The organism is Sphingomonas sp. (genome assembly GCF_036269755.1).
Classification (GTDB): Bacteria; Pseudomonadota; Alphaproteobacteria; order Sphingomonadales; family Sphingomonadaceae; genus Sphingomonas.
Genome location: NZ_DATBDV010000002.1, coordinates 137,757 through 155,823, shown reverse-complemented (window position 1 = coordinate 155,823; position 18,067 = coordinate 137,757). Strand labels below are relative to the sequence as shown.

Sequence of the window (18,067 nt, the reverse complement as noted above, 5' to 3'; positions counted from 1 at the left end):
AATAGGCGATGCGCGACTCGTCGATCGTATCGACGATTTGTCGTATAGCGAAAGACTGGGAAGTTTATGCCAAACGATCTTCACGCGATCTTGCACCCCCAAGTGATCGACACTTTGGACTCGCTAACGATCGATCGTCTGATTTGCGCCTTGTTTTATCCGCAACATGACGCCGGCCCCAATTGCGCCTGGGAGCGGCTGTTTCAAAACGCGCCGCTCGACTATTACAGGAATTATCCACAGGCGCCGTTTCACACGCGGTTTGGCCCGGTTTTCTATCGCGGCCGGCTCGACGGCACGGCACGCGTGCTGGTGATCGGCCAAGATCCCGCGACCGACGAAACGCTCGCAGGTCGCGCCTTTGTCGGCCAAGCGGGGCAAATCGCGCAGAATTTTCTCGCCAAGCTGGGGCTGACTCGTTCGTATGTCATGTTCAACACGTTCCTGTTCGGCGTCCAGAGCGCCTCGCTGACCCCGACGATGGCGACCGACGCGACGATCATGGCATACCGCAACAGCCTGTTCGATCATGCCAAGGCGACCAATAGCCTGACTGCGATCATCGCGTTCGGCTCCTATGCCAACACCAGCGCGATCAACTGGCCCGGACGCGGCAGTCTCCCGATCATTCACGTCATGCACCCGACCTCGCCGAGCGGGGTCGCGGCAGACTGGAACAGCCACTTTGCCGCCGCGCAAGCCGTGATCGCGCCGGACAGTGGCGGGCATGTCGACACAACCCCCTATGCCACAAGCGGAGCCATGCCGCATACCGACGTTCCGCGGCGGGACCTGCCCTTTGGATTGCCTTCATGGCATGGCACCGGTGGCGGCACTCAGAGCCAGCGCGGCGCCAGCCCTAATTTCGAGACCCAGATAGTCTGGAACGCGCTTTGATGACGAGCGCCTGAAAAACGAAAAGGGCCGCGGTGTCTTGCGACGCCGCGGCCCATCCCCCGTGAAACTGGTTAGGTCAGGCGACCTTGGCCTCGACCACTTCGTCGGGTTCGCGCAGCACGTATCCGCGGCCCCAGACGGTCTCGATGTAATTCTCGCCGTCGGTCGCCAGACTGAGCTTCTTGCGCAGCTTGCAGATGAAGACGTCGATGATCTTGAGTTCGGGCTCGTCCATCCCACCATAGAGGTGGTTGAGGAACATTTCCTTGGTGAGCGTGGTGCCTTTGCGGAGCGAAAGCAGCTCCAGCATCGCATATTCCTTGCCGGTCAGGTGGACACGGGCGCCGTCGACTTCGACGGTCTTGGCATCGAGGTTGACCGCTAGCTTGCCGGTCTTGATCACCGACTGCGAATGGCCCTTCGAGCGGCGGACGACGGCATGGATGCGTGCGGTCAGCTCTTCGCGATGGAATGGCTTGGTGACGTAGTCGTCGGCGCCGAAGCCGAAGCTCCTGACCTTCGAATCCATCTCCGAAATGCCCGACAGGATCAGCACCGGCGTCTGGACGCGAGCGACGCGCAGCTTCTTGAGCACGTCATAGCCGTGCATGTCCGGCAGGTTGAGATCGAGCAGGATGATGTCGTAATCATAGAGCTTGCCGAGGTCCAACCCCTCTTCGCCCAGATCGGTCGAATAGACGTTGAAGCCTTCGGTGGTGAGCATGAGCTCGATGGCCTTGGCCGTCGTCGGCTCGTCCTCGATCAGCAGCACGCGCATGCGACAATTCCCCCGTATCTCGCGTGGCACCGTCCCCGATGACGGCGCGCTGCGACACGTTCCATTAACCTAAGCACGTCTGAAGGACAAAGGTTAATTCTTCGCTAACCGGCCTGACTCCGCGAGTCGCGCCGAATCGGGTAAGCGGAGGACTCGATTCACGGATCGAGTCAATCGGGACGGGGCAAGTCCTCGCCGATCGTTTCACGCAAGTAGAGGCTGCGCGTCAGCGCGTAGATCGCGACCAGCAATGGCGCCGAAAAGACTAAGCCGATCACCCCGAAGATCAGCCCCATCGCGACGATTGCGAACAGCGTGACCGCCGGCGGGATTTGCACGACGCGGCTCTGAACGTACGGCGTAATGCCGTTGTCGTGGACCAGGCGGACAACGGCGAAGGTTGCGATTGCGCCGACGAGTGGACCGGTGCCGGTGGCTGCGGCGAGCCCGAGCGCGGGGAGCATCGCCACGGTCGGTCCGATATAGGGGATGAACTCGCTCATCCCAGCGAGCAGGCCGAGCGCCGCCGCCGACGGCACGCCTGAAATCCACAATCCGAGCCCGATCAGCACCCCCATAATCGTCATCAGCAACAGCTGCGCGCGCAGCCACAGCCGCAGCGTACGCGCGAGGTCGGCGAGCGCGTCGCCGAACGCCGGCCGCTTGTTCTTTGGAACCAGCAACAGCAGCCCGTTGCGATAACGGCGCGGCTCGACCGCGAAGAACAAAGCGCCGACTACCAGCAGGACGACGTTGAGCACCACCGTCGCGCCGGTCCGCGCGACGGCACCGACGTCTTGCGCGGCCTGGCTGCCGGCATAGGCCGCGCGCGCAGCATCGACGATCTTGGCGCCGAGGGTCGATTGCGCCATCCACGCCGCGAGCCGATCGATCAGCATCGGAGTCTCCGCGATCAGCGCGTTGATTTGCGTGCCGAACTGGACGGTGAGCAGCCATATCAGAAAAGCGACGAAGAGCGGCGCGGTCAGCATCGCCAGCGCGAGGCTCAGCCGGTGCGGCAAGTGCAGATGCTTTCGAAAACGCGCTGCGACCGCGCGAATGGTGATCGCGCCGAGGATCGACCCGAACGCGAGGATCAGCAAATCCCCGGCGCGATACAGCGCAATCGTGATCGCGCCGATGACGATCAGCAGGACGACGCGGCGGATGAAGCGCGCATCATCGGCGTCGGGCGTCAGGCGCTTCATGTCCGGGCTCCACAGAGCTGGCGGAACCGCTCCGCGAGGAATTCGATCAATAGCTCGACTCGCGCCGGCCGCAACGGGCTCGGCGGAGTGACGAGGTGGAGCGCGATCGGCGGACCCGACCATTCGGGCAGGATCGCTTCGAGGCGTCCTGCCGCGATATCGGCGTCGACGATGAAATCGGGCAGCCGCGCGATGCCGAGCCCGGCGTGGAGCAGCGGCAGCATGGCATCGCCATTGTCGCTGCTGAACCGGCCATTGGGGCGCACCGCGACGTCCTCGCCGCCCGGACCGCGGAAGGTCCAGGTCGTGGTCGGCACGTTCGCATAGGCGAAGATATCGTGCTCCCCGAGTTCAAGCGGGTGCCTCGGCCGGCCGCGCCGTTCGAGATAGACGGCGGAGGCGACGACGCGCGCCGTGACGGGCGCAAGGCGGCGCGCGCGCAGGCTGCTGTCGGGCAGGTCGGCGATGCGGAGCGCGATGTCGAAGCGATCGGCGACGATGTCGACCTTGGCGTCGGACAGCCTGAGGTCGATGCTGACCGCGGGATGCGCCGCCATGAAATCGGCAATGGCGGGCGCGACGTGGCTGATCCCGAACGTCATCGGCGCGGCGATGCGGATGAGGCCGGCCGGCGCGCTCGCGGCGTCGTGCGCGCTTTCCTCCGCCGCCTGGCCCTCGGCGAGGATTCGTTGCGCGTTGGCGTTGAGCGATTCGCCCGACGGCGTCAGCGTCAGCCGACGCGAAGTACGGTGGAACAAAGCAGTGCCGAGCGACGCTTCGAGCCGCGTGATCGCCTTGGAGATCGTCGCCTTCGACACGCCGAGCGCCTCGGCCGCGCCGCTGAACGAGCGGTGCTCGGCGACGGTGGCGAAGATCGCCCAAGCTTCGAAATCGGGCAGCCGCATGCCGCGAAGCTAAATCACGAAACAATCCGTTTCAATCGTTTCCATTTACGTCGGGCGCCGCAATCCTATCTTGGCGGCAAGCAAGGAGATGCACGATGATCGATACCGACACCCGGATAGAGCGCCGCCCATTCGCGAGCCTCGGCCATGCCGACCACGGCTGGCTCAACGCGCGGCACCATTTCAGCTTTTCCGACTATTACGACCCCGATCGCATGAGCTGGGGCGCGATCCGCGTGTGGAACGATGATGAGATCGGCCCGAACTCGGGTTTCCCGCCGCACCCGCATCGCGACATGGAGATCGTCACCTATGTCCGCAGCGGCGCGATCACGCATCAGGATTCGATGGGCAATGTCGGCCGCACCGAAGCCGGCGACGTCCAAGTGATGAGCGCGGGCACCGGCGTGCGCCATGCCGAGTATAATCTCGAGCCCGAGAAGACGACGCTGTTCCAGATCTGGATCGAGCCGAAGCGGATCGGTGGCAGCCCCAGCTGGGGCGCCAAGCCATTCCCCAAGGGCGATCGGAGTGGCCAGTTCGTGACGCTCGCCAGCGGCTTTGCCGAAGATACCGATGCATTGCCGATCCGCGCCGAAGCGCGCGTCATGGCCGCGACGGTCGCGGCGGGCGAGACGCTGACCCACACGGTCGGCGATGGCCGCCATGCTTACCTGGTCGCCGCCACCGGCGCGATCGAGATCGACGGCGTTCGCTTCGAGGCACGCGACGGCGCCGCGCTGACGGGCGGCCAGACGGTGACGATTACGGCACTCGAACCGAGCGAGATCGTTCTGGTCGACGCGGAATAACCAAGGTTGCCCCGGCGCAGGCCGGGGCCGCTCACGATTCGAGCACGACTACTATCCAACGGCCCCGGCCTGCGCCGGGGCGACGGAGATGAACATGCCCAAGGTCCTAGTCCTCTATTATTCCTCCTACGGTCACATGGAGCAGATGGCCGACGCCATCGCCGAGGGCGCACGCTCGGCCGGTGCCGAGGTCGACATCCGCCGCGTGCCGGAAACTGCACCGCCCGAGGTCGCGCAAGCGGCGGGGTTCAAGGCCGATATCGCGCACCCGGTGATCGAGGGCATCAACGCGCTTGGCAACTATGACGCGATCGTGATCGGTTCGCCGACACGCTTTGGGCGGATGTCGAGTCAGATGGCGGCATTTCTCGACCAAGCCGGCGGGCTGTGGGCGACCGGCGCGCTCAACGGCAAGGTCGGCGCGGCGTTCACTTCGACCGCGACTCAACACGGCGGTCAGGAAACGACGTTGTTCTCGATCATCACCAACCTGCTGCACTTCGGGTTGACGGTGGTCGGGCTCGATTACGGCTATCCCGGTCAGCAGGGCGTCAAGGAAGTTCATGGCAGCTCGCCTTACGGCGCGACGACCATCGCCGACGGTGACGGCAGCCGCCAGCCGAGCGAGGTCGATCTCGGCGGCGCTAGGTACCAAGGTAAGCGAGTCGCGGAAGTCGCGACCAAGCTGTTCGGCTAAGTCTGGAAGCTCCCCGGCCCAAGCCGGGGAGCGTCTCTACTTGGTCCGGGTAATCGGCACCGGGTCGGGCGTCAGCGGCTGCGGTCCGGCGTTGCTTGCCTCGACCAGCGAATCGCCGCCGAGCGTGCGATACAGCGTGACCAGGTTGCTGGCGGCCGTTAACTGCGTTGTCACCAGCGTCCGCTGCGCTGAATAGAGTGAGCGCTGCGCGTCGAGGCTCTGCAGGAAGTTGTCGATGCCCCCGCGATAGCGAGCATCCGACAGCCGATAATTGTCCGCCGCCGCGTCGCGCTCATCGCGTGTCGCGGTCAGTTGCGCGCCGATCGTGCCGCGCCGCGCGAGCGCATCGGACACTTCGCGAAAAGCAGTCTGGATGGTCTTTTCGTAGGTCGCGACCGCAGCGTCGCGCTGCGCCTGGCTAATAGCAACATTGGCGCGCCCGGCGCCGGCGCGGAAGATCGGGTAGCTGGCGTTGGCACCGGCCTGCCAGTTGAACGCGCCACCTCCGAACAGCGCGCCGAGCGCGTTGCTGGCCAAGCCGAGCAGCCCGGTCAGCGTGATGCGCGGGAACAGTTCGGCGCGCGCCGCGCCGATCTCGGCGTTGGCGGCGCGCAGCTGGTATTCGGCCTCGACCACGTCGGGGCGGCGCAGCAGCACCGTCGAATCGAGCCCCGCCGGCAGTTCGGCAAGGGTCGCCGACGCTTCGTCGATCGAATTGGGGAGCAGCGCGGGATCGACCGGTGCCCCGACCAGCAATTGCAGCGCGTTGACGTCCTGCGCGAGTGCCGTGGTCTGCTGAGCGAGGTCGGCCCTGGCGGTGTCGAGCACGAGTTGCGCCTGCCGCAAATCGGTGCGCGGGGCGATGCCGCCGTTGAGGCGCATCCGGGTCAGGTCGACGCTTCGCTGCGCGCTGGTCGCGGTATCCTGCGCGATCTTGAGCAGGCTCTTGTCCGACGCATAGGTCAGCCAGGCATCGGCGATGTCGCCGACCAGCGTCAGCCGAGTCGCGCGCGCCGCCGCTTCGGTGGCAAAATAGCGGGCCTGCGCCGCGCTGGTCAGCGAGCGGACCCGGCCGAACAGATCTAGCTCGAACGAGGTGATCCCGACATTGGCGTCGAAGCTGGTGCGGGTGCCGCCGCCTGTCGACCCGGTGGTGCCGGTTCCGGTGCCGCCGCTCGCGGTAGTCCCCGTTGTGCCGCTCCCGCTATTGCGCGCGGTCAGGCCGCCGCTGGCGTCGACCTCGGGCAGTAACTCGGCACGCTGGACTCGATACTGCCCGCGCGCGATCGCGATATTGGCGGCGGCGACGCGCAAGTCGCGATTGTTGGCGAGCGCCTGGGCGATGATCGCCTGAAGCCGCAGATCGCGGAAGATGTCCTGATAGCGCACCGCCGGCAGGCTCGCTTCGCTGCTGCGCAGATAAGCGTCGCCGACCGGCCAGCTCGGCGGCACCGGCGCGTCGGGGCGGACATAATGCGGCGCGAGCGAGCAGGCGGCGAGGCTGGCGATCGCTGTCAGGGTAACGGCACGGCGGATCATGCGGCGGCCTCCGGTTCGGGTGGCGGCGCCGGGTGCTCGTGGTGCAGCCGCTTCAACGCGTCGCGCGTGGTGCGGCGGACCAGCACGAAGAATAGTGGGATATAGAATACCGCGAGGATTGTCGCGGTCAGCATCCCGCCGATCACCGCGGTGCCGATCGCGATCCGGCTGTTGGCGCCAGCACCGGTCGAGATCGCCAGCGGGAGCACGCCGAAGATGAACGCGAAGCTGGTCATCAGGATCGGACGAAGCCGGATGCGTGCGGCTTCCAGCGCGGCGTCGATCACGCGCTTGCCCTGCTTCTCCGCTTGTTCGGCGAACTCGATCATCAGGATCGCGTTCTTCGCTGCCAAGCCCATCGTCGTCAGCAGACCGATCTGCAGATAGACGTCGTTCTGCAGTCCCCGCAGCGTCACCGCGAAGACCGCACCCACCAGTCCGAGCGGGATCACCAGCAGCACGGCCACCGGAATCGTCCAGCTTTCGTAGAGCGCGGCGAGACACAGGAACACGACGAGCAGCGATAGACCATACAGGATCGGGGCCTGGCCCGATGCCAACCGCTCCTGGAACGACGCGCCCGACAGCGCGACCGACACGCCCGGGATTTGCGCGGCGAGGCTCTCCATTTTCTGGAGCGCTTCACCCGAGCTCTTGCCTTGGGCCGGTTGACCGGAAATGCCGTAGGATGCGATGCCGTTGAAACGCCCGAGCGAGGTCGGCGCATTCGACCAGCCGGTAGTCGCGAATGAGGAGAAGGGCACCATCTGGCCGGTCGATCCCCGGACTTGCCACTTGCCGATATCCTCGGGCGCGGCGCGATACGGCGCGTCGCCCTGGACATAAACGCGCTTCACGCGGCCGCGGTCGTTGAAGTCGTTGACGTAGCGCCCGCCCCAAGCGGTCGACAGCGTTGAGTTGACGTCGGTCTGGTTGAGCCCGAGCACCGACAGTTTCTGCGGATCGATGTTGACCCTGAGCGTCGGCTGATCGGGCAGGTCGGCCAGGCGGACGGCGTTGAGGTCGGGGTCGGCCTTCGCGGCGGCCAGCAACTTGTCGCGCGCCTCGCGGAACTGGTCGCGCGTCAACCCGCCGGTATTCTCCAGCTGGATGTCGAACCCCGACGCCTGGCCGAGCCCGCGCACGGCGGCCGGCACGGTGGCGAAGAACTCGACGTCACGCAGCCCGCTCAGCGCGCGGGTGGCGCGGCGAGTGATCGCGTCGGCGGTATTCTCGCTTCCCTTGCGATCCTTCCAATCCGTCAGCGCGATGAAGCCGCGGCCGGCATTCTGGCCGCCGCCGCCCCCGCCGCCGGCGCCCGCGACGGTCAGCATCGCCGACACGTTCTTGCCCTCGTTCTTGGTGAAATAATCCTCGATTTGTTGCTGGGCCTCCCGCGTGCGGTTGATCGTCGCGCCGCCGGGCAGATTGAACTGAATTTGCGCGAAGCCTTGGTCCTCGGTCGGCAGGAAGCCGGTCGGCAGCCGGACGAACAACAACACCAGGATGACGATGATCGCGGCGTAGATCCCAAGGAAAAGCCATTTGCGATCGACCACGCGCGCGACCGTGCCGGTGTACCAATTGACCAGCCGCTCGAAATTACGATTGAACCCTTCGCGCGCGCGCAACGTCTTGCGATAGACCCAGGTGTCGTGGTTCTCGTCCTCCTGGCGCTTGAGCAAGGTCGCGGTCAGGGCGGGGGTGAGGATCAGCGCGACGATCACCGACAGCACCATCGCCGACACGATCGTCAGCGAGAATTGGCGATAGATCACCCCCGTGGAGCCGCCGAAGAAGGCCATCGGAAGGAACACCGCCGACAGCACCAGCGCGATCGCGACCAGCGCGATCTGGATCTCGCCCATCGACTGGATCGTTGCGTCGCGCGGGCTCATGCCCGGATTCTCGTGCATCACGCGCTCGACGTTCTCGACCACGACGATCGCGTCATCGACCAGCAGGCCGATCGCGAGCACGAGCCCGAACAAGGTCAGCGTGTTGATCGAAAAGCCCGCGACGGCGAACACGCCGAATGTGCCGAGCAGCACCACCGGCACCGCGATCGTCGGGATCAGCGTCGCGCGCCAGCTTTGCAGGAACACGAACATGACGATGACCACGAGGACGATCGCCTCGAACAGCGTCTTTACGACATCGGTGATCGACAGCTTGATGAAGGTCGTCGAATCGTTGGGAAAGTCATAAGCGTAGCCGGTCGGGAAGCTTTTCGACGCGGTTTCGATCTCCTTCTTGACCAGTTCGGCGGTGCTCAGCGCGTCGGCGCCCGGTGCCAGGCTGACCGCGATACCGGCGCCCGGGTGCCCGTTGACCCGGCTGGTCGCCGCATAGCTTTCCGCGCCGAGTTCGATTCGGGCGACATCGGCCAGCCGCACCGATGATCCGTCCGGCTGGCTTTTGAGGATAATGTTGGCGAATTGTGCCGGGGTCGACAGCCGCGACTGCGCGGTAACCGTGGCGTCTAGATATTGGTCAGGGCCGCTGGGCACCGCGCCGATCTCGCCGGCGGCGACCTCTGCATTCTGCGCGGTGATTGCGGTGACCACGTCGCCCGGCATCAGCCCGACCGCGGCGAGTTTGTCGGGGTTCAGCCAGATCCGCATCGCATATTGCGATCCGAACACGTTGATGTCGCCGACCCCCTTCAACCGGCCGATCGAATCCTGTAGGTTGGTGACGAGATAATCCGACACATCGATGTTGCTGCTGCGATCGGTGGTGTCGTAGATCGCGGCGATCAGCAGGAAGTCCGGGTTCGACTTGGTGACCGTCAGCCCCTGCTGCTGGACCTGCTGCGGCAAGCGGCTCAGCGCCTGTTGCACCTTGTTCTGGACCTGGACCTGCGCAATGTCCGGATCGGTGCCCTTGTCGAAGGTCACGCTGATCGACACCGATCCGCGCGACGACGAATTGGTGCTGAAATATAGCAGTCCGTCGATCCCCTGGAGCTGTTGCTCGATCACCTGGGCGACGCTGGTTTCCAGCGTCTCGGCGGACGCACCGGGATAGCTTGCGCGGATGTTGATGTTCGGCGGGGCGATGTCGGGGAATTGCTCGACCGGCAGCGTGAAGATGCTGCCCAGCCCGACCAGCATGATGATGATCGCGATCACCCATGCGAAGATGGGGCGGTCGATGAATATCTTCGACATGCCCGGTCAGCCCGCCTTGCCGCTGCGGGCCCCGGCCTGATCCTTCTTTGGTGGTACGATGCGCTGGGGCGACCCCGCCGCAACGGGCTTGACCGGCTGGCCTGGCTTCACCTTGCCGACACCCTCTGTGACGACCTTGTCGCCCGGCTTGAGCCCGGCGGTGACGACCCAATTGGCCCCGACGGTGCGCGTCGTGGTGACCGGGCGCGCCACCGCCTTGTTGTCCGCGCCCACGACATAGACTTGCGGGTTGCCCTTGGCGTCGCGAGTCACCGCGACCTGCGGGATCAGGAAGGCGTTGGGGTCGGTCACCTGCGCGAAGTTGGCGCGGACGAACATGCCCGGGAGGAGCAAGCCTTGCGGATTGGGAAAGCGCGCGCGCAGCGTCACCGTTCCGGTCGCGGTGTCGACCATCGCCTCGGCAAACTCGACCGTGCCGGTGAAGGCGTAGTCGCTCCCATCTTCCAGATTGAGCCGCACCGCCGCGCTGGCTGGGGTGGCCCCGCCATTGGCGAGCGCGCGGCGTAGCGACAGCAGCTCGGTCGAGCTTTGCTGGATATCGACGTACATCGGGTCGAGTGCCTGGATCGTCGCCAGCGGATCGGTCTGGCTGTTGGTGACCAGCGCGCCTTCGGTGAACAGCGAGCGCCCGATCTTCCCGCTGATCGGGGAGGGGACGGTGGTGAATTTGAGGTTGATCTTCGCCGTCTCGAGCGCCGCGCGGTTCTGGTCGACCGAAGCGCCGGCCTGGCGCGCGGCGGCGGCGGCGTCGGTGTAATCCTGCGCGGCAACGGCTTGCTCGGCGGCCAGCGGACGGTAGCGGTTGGCCTTGATTCTCGCCGCGTCGGCCTGCGCCTGCGCGCTGGCGAGGTTGGCGGACGCCTGATTGGCAGCGGCGCGATAGAGGCTGGGGTCGATCTGGTAGAGCGGTTGCCCTTTCTTGACGTACGACCCTTCGGTGAAGAAGCGGCGGCGGATGATGCCCGATACTTGCGGGCGCACCTCGGCCGTCTGGAATGCGCTGGTCCGCCCGGCAAGCTCGGTGATCAGCGGCACGGAAGTCGACTGGACGACGATATAGCCGACTTCGGGCGTGGCCTGCTGTCCGCGGCGGCCGCCGGTCGCGCTGTCGTCCTTGGCGCTGCACCCCGCCAGCGCGAGCAACGCGAGTGACGCGGCGATGAGGGGGCGCGCCGATCCCTGTCGGCCTGCGATCGAATGCATGATGGGCTACTGGTTCCGCGAGTGTCCGGTGTCAAACGCGGCTTTGTCGCAAAAGTTGTCGGTTGCGACCGCGCGACTGAAATTATTGGATGGACGTTGCGGCGCGTTCCACGCTTCACGGTCCGCGGCTCGGCGCGCCGCGGCGTGGTCGATGCAGAATGGGGTGAGGTCGCTTGCGCTCCCGTCACCAAAGACTCAAACGCCGCCCCGCGGCGTTTGAGTCTTTGGTGACCCCTACGGGGCTCGAACCCGTGTTTCAGCCGTGAAAGGGCCGCGTCCTAACCACTAGACGAAGGGGCCATCTTGGGTGCGGACGGCGGTTAGGGAAAGCCGCGCGTCGGGTCAAGCTAGTCCGCCCACGCGGCATCGTCGAGATGAAGCTCGGCCGCCGGACGCGAACCCCAGTCGTCGACTTTGGGCCGCCCGGCGAGCCAAAGCTTGCGGTGCGGTGCGGCCTGGAGCAGCGCCTGACCGAGCAAAGTGTCGGCCGAGCGGAACGCCATCGCCTTGAGACTGCGCCCATCGTCGCCCGACACGATCGCGCGGACATGGCTGTTGCCGACGACGTCGACCTTGATCAGCCGAAACGGGCCCGCGACCACGCGCGGCGCCGGCCAGCCCATGCCATAGGGGCCGCCGCCGTCCATCGTTTCGCACAAATCGGGGGTGACTCCGCCGGGCGCGAGCAGCGCGTCCACCAGCAGCGCGCGGTCGGCGTTCGACCGTGTCACCGCCGCTGCTAGCCGCTCGTCGAGGAACGCGGCGAATTCGGCGAGGCGCTCTTCGGCAATCGTCAGCCCTGCGGCCATCGCATGCCCGCCACCCGCGACGAGCAGCCCGGCTTCCTTGGCGGCGAGCACCGCCGCCCCGAGGTCGACCCCGGCGATCGATCGTCCCGATCCTTTGCCGACGCCTTGCTCGTCGATTGCGATGACGAGCACGGGAATGCCCAACCGCTCCTTGAGCCGCCCGGCGACGATTCCGATCACCCCGGGGTGCCAGCCCTTGCCGGCAACAACCGCGACCGCCCGGCCGCAAGGCTGGTTCTCGGCCTCCTGCTGCACCACAGCCTCGATCGCGCGGCGCTCCTCGTTGAGGCGGTCGAGCTCGACCGCGATGGTGCGCGCTTCTTGCGGATCCTCGGTCGTCAGCAGCCGCACGCCGAGATCGGCGCGCCCGACGCGGCCGCCCGCGTTGATCCGCGGACCGAGCGCGAAGCCGAGGTCGCTGCAGGTGGGGGCACGAGTTAGCCGAGACGCCTCGACCAAAGCGGCGATCCCGACATTCTTGCGCCGCGCCATCACCTTCAGGCCTTGCGCGACGAACGCGCGGTTGAGGCCCTTCAGCTGCGCGACATCGGCAACGGTGCCGAGCGCGACGAGGTCGAGCAGGTCGAGCAGCTTCGGCTCGGCGCGGTCCGCGAAGAAACCGCGCCCGCGCAACTCGCGAAGCAACGCCGCGCCGAGCAGGAACGCGACGCCGACCGCGGCGAGGTGGCCGTGGCGCTTGCCCTCGGTCTCGTCGAGCCGGTTGGGGTTCACCAAAGCAAGCGCGTAGGGCAGGGCGCTCGCGCATTGGTGGTGGTCGACCACGATCACGTCGACCCCGGCGCCGCGCGCCATGTCGAGCGCCTCGAAGGCTTGCGCGCCGCAATCGACCGTGACGATCAGGTCCGCCCCCCCTTGAGCGATCCGCACCAACGCCTCGCCCGACGGGCCATAGCCTTCCATCAAGCGGTCGGGGATGTACGCTTGCGGATCGAGACCGAGCCCGCGCAGCAGCCGGATCATCAATGCCGCCGAAGTCGCGCCGTCGACGTCATAGTCGCCGAATACCGTCACAGCCTCTTTGACTTCGACAGCGTCGGCGAGCCGCCGAGCCGCTTTGTCCATGTCGTTGAAGATCGACGGGTTGGGCATGAAGCCGCGAATACTGGGCGCGCGATTGGCGTCGATGTCGTCTCGCGTCACGCCGCGCGCGAGCAGCAATTGCGTGACCAAGTCGTCCGGGCGGAACCCGGGATCGCGGGCGTCGGCGGCGAGCGCACGCCAGCGCCATGGCTGGCCGAGGATCGAGCTGGTGATGTTGAGGACGATGTCGGTCATGCCAAGCCGCGACCCTAGGGCGGCCGGGCCCGTTGATCCAGTGTCAGCTCAGCAGCCAAGCGCCTTCGCGGAACCACTTGGTGATAATGTACTTGACGCCCTTCACCACCGGCATGCCCTCGTGGAGCGTCAGCGGGTTGGGGCGACCGTCGGCGGACATGTTGTTCCACGCCAACAGCAGCCCCCGCCGCGGCGCGACGCGCAAGCCCGCTTCCGGGAACCAGGTCGCGCCGCCTTCCTCGACATCGTTGAGATAGACCATTGCGGTCCAGGTGCGCTGCCCGCCACAGCGCTGCATCTCCGCCCAGTATTTCTGGTTTTCGTGGAAGAAATCGTGATGCGCGCGAAATTGCTGGCCGGGCGCGTAACGCTGCCCCTGGATCGTCTCGCCGCGTTCGGGCGGGATGCCGAGCAAGTCGGCGATCGCGGTGTCGATCGCCGCGACGTTGGGCGCGTAGCGATCCATGTCGCAGCTGTCGCTGGTGCGGAAACCATAATCGTCCTGCTCGGGGCGGTCGGACAGCAGGGTCGACGGCCGCCGGTTGCTGTCGATGATGGCGATCAGCGTATTGCACTGCGCCGCGTCGAGGAAATCGGGATAACAATAAGCCTGTGCGCCGCCGACCAGCGCCGCACGGACGTTGGGATCGGCCTCCAGCCGCGCGCCGACCGTCTGGCCGAGCCGTGCGCGTTCCTTGGAAGGCGCACCGGGGCCGGTTTTCTTGCTGCCGAACATGCCGGCTTCTCTTCACAGCTGCCCCAAAAAGGCAAGGGCCCGGGGGAAAATCCCCGAGCCCTGACCCGCGTGACGATCGTTCGCCTCAGTAGAAGATGTCGTACACCACATCGACCACTTCGCCGCTGTAGATGTCGACCAGCAACGCATCGTTGTAGTAGCGCACCCAGCGATACTCGCCGTACGCCTCCGGCAGGCGATAATTGTAGGGATCGTCGATCCAGTAGCTCTGGTTGAACAACAGGCTTTCGAGCACCGAGCCGATCCCGAAGCGGCGATAGCCGTAGTTCCAGCCGTATGGCGCATAGTAGCGCGGCAGGCGGAAGGCGTTGCGGTTCGACGAGCGATAGCTCTGCCAGTTATACTGGTTGTTGCCGCGCCAATCGCGATTCCACGTGCCGCCGCGGTTGCCGTCACTGCCGCGCCAGCTCCCGCCGTTGCGGTCGCCGCGCTGGTTGTTGTTGCCGGTCCAACGATTGTTGTTGGTACGGCTGCGCGCCTGGTCGTTGGCGCTTGGAGTGGAAAAGCTGCCGTCCGGGCCCGCATCGCGGCCTGCCCAGCTGCCGTAGCGCCCGCCGTAACTGTTGCTGCCGCGGTCACGACTACGCGTTTGAGCCTGAGCTTGCGCTTGAGCCTGTGCGCGAGCCTGGGCTTGCGCCTGCGCTTGAGCCTGACCGTTGTCGCTAGGCGCCGAGAAGCTGCCGTCACGGCCAGCGTTGCGGCCCGCCCAGCTGCCGTAGCGAGCGCCGTCGCTATTGGCGCGCGGCGCGGGGGCCGGCGTCGGCGTCGGAGTCGCGGTGCTGGTGTCGCGACCGCGGCGTCCGCCGCCATTGTCGCGCGGCTGGCTCGAGCTCGAATCGCCGCCACGGCGGCCGCGCCAGTCGCCGCGGTCCTGCGCCGACGCCATCGCCGGCACGATCGCCGCCGCCGTCGCCAGTGCTAGAATAAGTGTCTTACGCATCCCTATCACTCCATCTGCCGGCGCACGAGCCGGCCCTACGATGAATGCCTTTTGCCCGAGTCGCGATGACCCATTTCTGAATTGACCCGTCAGCGAAATGAAAGGTTTGGCTTTTGGTTCCGCTGCGCTGAACAGACGGTGCCGGCCCGCTCCCCCACCCGACCACCCATAGAATACACTTGCTGGGCGGTCGGGTGGGGGAGCGGGCCGGCACCGCCCATCGGCGAGAGCCGATCATCAAGGCGCCGGTGTCAACGCTGGAACAACGCGTGCGGCGTCGGAAGGATCAATCCCGGGGCGCGGGGTGGGCGCGGTTTCCTCGCCGCGCTGGATTCGCCCGGCGCGCTGGATCGCATCGACCAGACGCGGGTAAATTCCGCAGCGGCAGATATTGGTGATCCCGCTGCGGATATCGTCCTCGCTGGGGTGCGGGTTGGCCTTGAGCAGAGCCGCTGCCGCCATCACCATGCCGGGGATGCAGAAGCCGCACTGGCTGACATTCTCCGCCAGGAACGCCGCCTGAATCGGGTGGCTGCGGTCGTGCGACAATCCTTCGATCGTGGTGACCAAGCTGCCTTCGATCGAGCCGATCGGGACAAGGCACGATTTTTTCGGACTGCCGTCGACGTGGACGATGCACGCGCCGCAATGCCCGGTGCCGCAGCCGTACTTGGTTCCGGTCAGGTTCGATGCATCGCGCAGCGCGAACAGCAGCGGGGTTGCCGGGTCCATACGATATTCGACCGGCTGGTTGTTGACGGTGAACTTGGTCACGGCGCGCGGTGTAGGCGGAAACGGCGCGTTTCTGCCAGCGGGATTGTTGCCGGGGCGGGGCGCAACGATATCTTGTCCATGACCCTACCAACGCTCTTCGTCCCGCACGGCGGCGGCCCGTGCTTCTTCATAGACCCCAACGGCGGCCCGCCCGATCCGATGTGGCAGCCAATGCAGGCGTATCTCGCCGGGCTGATCGACAGTTTGCCCGAACGGCCTCGCGCCATCCTGCTCGTGTCGGGTCATTGGGAAGAGGATGCGGTCACGGTCCATACCGGCGAGCGGCCCGGGCTGCTCTACGACTATTACGGATTCCCGGAGCACACCTATCGCTTGCGGTGGGACGCCCCGGGTGCGCCGGACGTGGCGCGCCGCGCGGCCGATCTATTGCGCGACTCCCGCTTTCCCGTGCGCGCGGAAAGCCAGCGCGGCTGGGATCATGGGGTGTTCGTGCCGATGAAGGTCGCGGTCCCTGACGCCGATATTCCGCTCGCGCAAATCTCGCTGCGTGCCGATCTCGATCCGGCCGACCATATCGCGATCGGCCGCGCACTCGCGCCGTTGCGCGACGAAGGCGTGCTGATCGTCGGATCGGGGATGAGCTTTCACAATCTGCGCGTGCGCGGCGCGCAGGCGACCGCGCCGTCGGCCGAGTGGGACGCGTCGCTGACCGATGCGGTGACCGAGCCCCATCCGGCGGAGCGCGCCGCGCGCGTCGCCGCGTGGGATGGCTTGCCGCACGCCCGTTTTGCGCATCCGCGCGAGGAGCATCTGTTGCCGCTGATGATCGCGCTCGGTGCCGGCGGGGGCGACGCGGCGGTGCGCGATTTTCACGACGTCGTGCTGGGCTGGACGGTGTCGGGCTACCGCTTCGGCTGATTAACCGCGATTGCGGCTAGCGCTCCGCTGGGCCATCACCCTCCCCAACTGGATTCAGCCGGGCAATGGAGATGTCGATGGCGATGGACACGAGCGCGACCGCATCGACCAATCCGGCCGCGACCGGCGATGCCGATCACGGCGTCGATGCGCCCGATCTGCGCGTCTTCGTGTTCGCCTTGTTCTTCATCTTCGGCGGCATCACCAGCCTCAACGACATCGTCATCCCCAAGCTCAAGGATCTGTTCGATCTGGATTACGGCCGTGCGCTGCTGGTGCAGGCGGCGTTCTTCGCCGCTTATGCGGTGTTCTCGATCCCCGCCGCCGCGATCGTCCGCAAGGCCGGGTATATGCGCACTGCATCGATCGGGCTGCTGCTGATGACCGCGGGGTGCCTGACGTTCATTCCGGCTTCGTCGTCGGGCAAGTTCATCGTATTCCTGCTCGCGCTGTTCGTGCTGGCGATCGGGATCACGACGATCCAGGTCGTCGCCAACCCGTTGATCTCGCTGCTCGGCGCGCCGCGCACCGCGCACAGCCGGCTGACCTTCGCCCAATTCTTCAACTCGCTCGGCACGACGATCTTCCCGATCGTGGGATCGGTGCTCATCCTCGGAGGGCTGGCCAAGGTCGACGCCAAGGCTTTGACCGGCGAAGCGCTGAGCGCGTATCGCACCGCCGAGACCCAGGCGGTGGTCCACACCTATCTCGCGCTCGCCGTCGCGCTGGTGATCGTCGCGGCAGTGGTCTGGACCCGGCGCAACCGTTTGCCCGATACGCATGACCGCGGCGGCAGCATCCTCCGCTCGCTCGACCTCCTCAAGCGACCGCGCTTTGCGTTCGGCGCGGCGTGCATCTTCGTTTACGTGGGAGCGGAAGTCGCGATCGGATCGCTGATCGTCAATTATCTCGAACAGAAGAGCGCACTCGGCTTCGATGCGGTGACTGCGGGCCAGCATGTTGCGTATTATTGGGGCGGGGCGATGGTCGGGCGATTCCTCGGCGCGCTGGTGCTGCGCTACGTTTCGCCGGGCAAGGTGCTGGCGGCGGTCGCCACCGGCAGCATCGCGCTGATCCTGGTATCGGCGAATAGCGTCGGCGCGGTGTCGGGCTGGTCGCTGCTCGCGGTCGGCTTGATGAATTCGATCATGTTCCCAACGATCTTCACCTTGGCATGCGAGGGGCTCGGGCGGCGCGCGGCGGAAGGGTCGGGGATTCTGTCGACGGCGATCGTCGGGGGTGCGGTGATCCCGCCGCTCACCGGCATGTTGGCGGACGCATCGAGCCTGCGATTCGCGCTGGCGCTGCCGGCGGTCTGCTATGCGATCATCCTGATGTACGGCATCTACGCCCGGCGGCCGGCGGCCTAACTCGCAGCC

General features: G+C 66.2%; 15 protein-coding genes and 1 tRNA gene. 5 read left to right on the top strand and 11 right to left on the bottom strand.

What is annotated here, in order from left to right; all coding sequences use genetic code 11:
- The first annotated feature begins 102 nt into the window (after positions 1-102).
- On the top strand, positions 103-897 hold the full coding sequence (locus tag VH326_RS01515) for a uracil-DNA glycosylase family protein (protein WP_329630022.1): 795 nt from the start codon (positions 103-105) through the stop codon (positions 895-897).
- A 76-nt stretch (positions 898-973) separates the two neighbouring features.
- On the opposite strand, the gene ctrA is transcribed toward VH326_RS01515, so the two are convergent.
- From ctrA to VH326_RS01500, 3 genes are all read right to left on the bottom strand, one after another.
- Positions 974-1,675 (bottom strand): response regulator transcription factor CtrA, encoded by a 702-nt coding sequence (gene ctrA / locus VH326_RS01510; RefSeq protein WP_299429046.1) that lies wholly within the window; start codon positions 1,673-1,675, stop codon positions 974-976.
- Between the two features lie 170 nt (positions 1,676-1,845).
- Positions 1,846-2,883 (bottom strand): AI-2E family transporter, encoded by a 1,038-nt coding sequence (locus VH326_RS01505; RefSeq protein WP_329630021.1) that lies wholly within the window; start codon positions 2,881-2,883, stop codon positions 1,846-1,848.
- Entirely contained in the window at positions 2,880-3,788 is a 909-nt protein-coding gene (locus tag VH326_RS01500; RefSeq protein ID WP_329630020.1) for a LysR family transcriptional regulator, read from the bottom strand. Before VH326_RS01500 ends, VH326_RS01505 begins: the two co-directional genes overlap by 4 nt.
- Before the next feature lie 95 nt (positions 3,789-3,883).
- Between VH326_RS01500 and VH326_RS01495 the strand changes: the two genes are divergently transcribed.
- Both VH326_RS01495 and wrbA read left to right on the top strand, forming a co-directional pair.
- On the top strand, positions 3,884-4,600 hold the full coding sequence (locus VH326_RS01495) for a pirin family protein (RefSeq protein WP_329630019.1): 717 nt from the start codon (positions 3,884-3,886) through the stop codon (positions 4,598-4,600).
- Positions 4,601-4,694: 94 nt separating this feature from the next.
- Positions 4,695-5,297: an NAD(P)H:quinone oxidoreductase gene (gene wrbA / locus VH326_RS01490; protein ID WP_329630018.1), complete on the top strand. Its 603-nt coding sequence runs from the start codon at positions 4,695-4,697 to the stop codon at positions 5,295-5,297.
- Positions 5,298-5,333: 36 nt separating this feature from the next.
- Here wrbA and VH326_RS01485 read toward each other — a convergent pair whose 3' ends face one another.
- The 8 genes from VH326_RS01485 to VH326_RS01450 all read right to left on the bottom strand — a co-directional run bounded on the left by VH326_RS01485 (position 5,334) and on the right by VH326_RS01450 (position 15,809).
- Complete coding sequence (locus VH326_RS01485) at positions 5,334-6,836, bottom strand: efflux transporter outer membrane subunit (RefSeq protein ID WP_329630017.1); 1,503 nt, start codon at positions 6,834-6,836, stop codon at positions 5,334-5,336.
- Complete coding sequence (locus VH326_RS01480) at positions 6,833-10,009, bottom strand: efflux RND transporter permease subunit (protein ID WP_329630016.1); 3,177 nt, start codon at positions 10,007-10,009, stop codon at positions 6,833-6,835. The genes VH326_RS01485 and VH326_RS01480 overlap by 4 nt, the downstream gene beginning before the upstream one ends.
- A gap of 6 nt (positions 10,010-10,015) precedes the next feature.
- The gene (locus tag VH326_RS01475) at positions 10,016-11,233 is read right to left on the bottom strand and encodes an efflux RND transporter periplasmic adaptor subunit (protein WP_329630015.1); all 1,218 of its coding nucleotides are present in this window, start codon (positions 11,231-11,233) and stop codon (positions 10,016-10,018) included.
- A gap of 225 nt (positions 11,234-11,458) precedes the next feature.
- Positions 11,459-11,533 (bottom strand) — tRNA-Glu (locus tag VH326_RS01470).
- A gap of 47 nt (positions 11,534-11,580) precedes the next feature.
- Positions 11,581-13,338 (bottom strand): single-stranded-DNA-specific exonuclease RecJ, encoded by a 1,758-nt coding sequence (gene recJ, locus VH326_RS01465; protein WP_329630014.1) that lies wholly within the window; start codon positions 13,336-13,338, stop codon positions 11,581-11,583.
- Positions 13,339-13,381: 43 nt separating this feature from the next.
- Complete coding sequence (locus tag VH326_RS01460) at positions 13,382-14,074, bottom strand: 2OG-Fe(II) oxygenase (protein WP_329630013.1); 693 nt, start codon at positions 14,072-14,074, stop codon at positions 13,382-13,384.
- A gap of 85 nt (positions 14,075-14,159) precedes the next feature.
- Positions 14,160-15,035 carry an RcnB family protein gene (locus tag VH326_RS01455; protein WP_329630012.1) on the bottom strand — a complete coding sequence of 292 codons (876 nt, stop codon included), beginning with the start codon at positions 15,033-15,035 and terminating at the stop codon, positions 14,160-14,162.
- A 237-nt stretch (positions 15,036-15,272) separates the two neighbouring features.
- The gene (locus VH326_RS01450) at positions 15,273-15,809 is read right to left on the bottom strand and encodes a (2Fe-2S)-binding protein (protein ID WP_329630011.1); all 537 of its coding nucleotides are present in this window, start codon (positions 15,807-15,809) and stop codon (positions 15,273-15,275) included.
- A 78-nt stretch (positions 15,810-15,887) separates the two neighbouring features.
- On the opposite strand from VH326_RS01450, the gene VH326_RS01445 reads away from it, so the two are divergent.
- Entirely contained in the window at positions 15,888-16,688 is an 801-nt protein-coding gene (locus VH326_RS01445; protein WP_329630010.1) for a class III extradiol ring-cleavage dioxygenase, read from the top strand.
- Positions 16,689-16,765: 77 nt separating this feature from the next.
- Positions 16,766-18,058 (top strand): sugar MFS transporter, encoded by a 1,293-nt coding sequence (locus VH326_RS01440; protein ID WP_329630009.1) that lies wholly within the window; start codon positions 16,766-16,768, stop codon positions 18,056-18,058.
- The last annotated feature ends 9 nt before the right edge of the window (positions 18,059-18,067 follow it).

Coding starts and splice junctions, on each gene's coding strand:
- VH326_RS01455 (WP_329630012.1), bottom strand. CDS start 15,035: ATGCGTAAGACACTTATTCTAGCACTGGCGACGGCGGCGGCGATCGTG.
- VH326_RS01475 (WP_329630015.1), bottom strand. CDS start 11,233: ATGCATTCGATCGCAGGCCGACAGGGATCGGCGCGCCCCCTCATCGCC.
- VH326_RS01440 (WP_329630009.1), top strand. CDS start 16,766: ATGGCGATGGACACGAGCGCGACCGCATCGACCAATCCGGCCGCGACC.
- recJ (WP_329630014.1), bottom strand. CDS start 13,338: ATGACCGACATCGTCCTCAACATCACCAGCTCGATCCTCGGCCAGCCA.
- VH326_RS01505 (WP_329630021.1), bottom strand. CDS start 2,883: ATGAAGCGCCTGACGCCCGACGCCGATGATGCGCGCTTCATCCGCCGC.
- ctrA (WP_299429046.1), bottom strand. CDS start 1,675: ATGCGCGTGCTGCTGATCGAGGACGAGCCGACGACGGCCAAGGCCATC.
- VH326_RS01460 (WP_329630013.1), bottom strand. CDS start 14,074: ATGTTCGGCAGCAAGAAAACCGGCCCCGGTGCGCCTTCCAAGGAACGC.
- VH326_RS01485 (WP_329630017.1), bottom strand. CDS start 6,836: ATGATCCGCCGTGCCGTTACCCTGACAGCGATCGCCAGCCTCGCCGCC.
- wrbA (WP_329630018.1), top strand. CDS start 4,695: ATGCCCAAGGTCCTAGTCCTCTATTATTCCTCCTACGGTCACATGGAG.
- VH326_RS01445 (WP_329630010.1), top strand. CDS start 15,888: ATGACCCTACCAACGCTCTTCGTCCCGCACGGCGGCGGCCCGTGCTTC.
- VH326_RS01500 (WP_329630020.1), bottom strand. CDS start 3,788: ATGCGGCTGCCCGATTTCGAAGCTTGGGCGATCTTCGCCACCGTCGCC.
- VH326_RS01480 (WP_329630016.1), bottom strand. CDS start 10,009: ATGTCGAAGATATTCATCGACCGCCCCATCTTCGCATGGGTGATCGCG.
- VH326_RS01495 (WP_329630019.1), top strand. CDS start 3,884: ATGATCGATACCGACACCCGGATAGAGCGCCGCCCATTCGCGAGCCTC.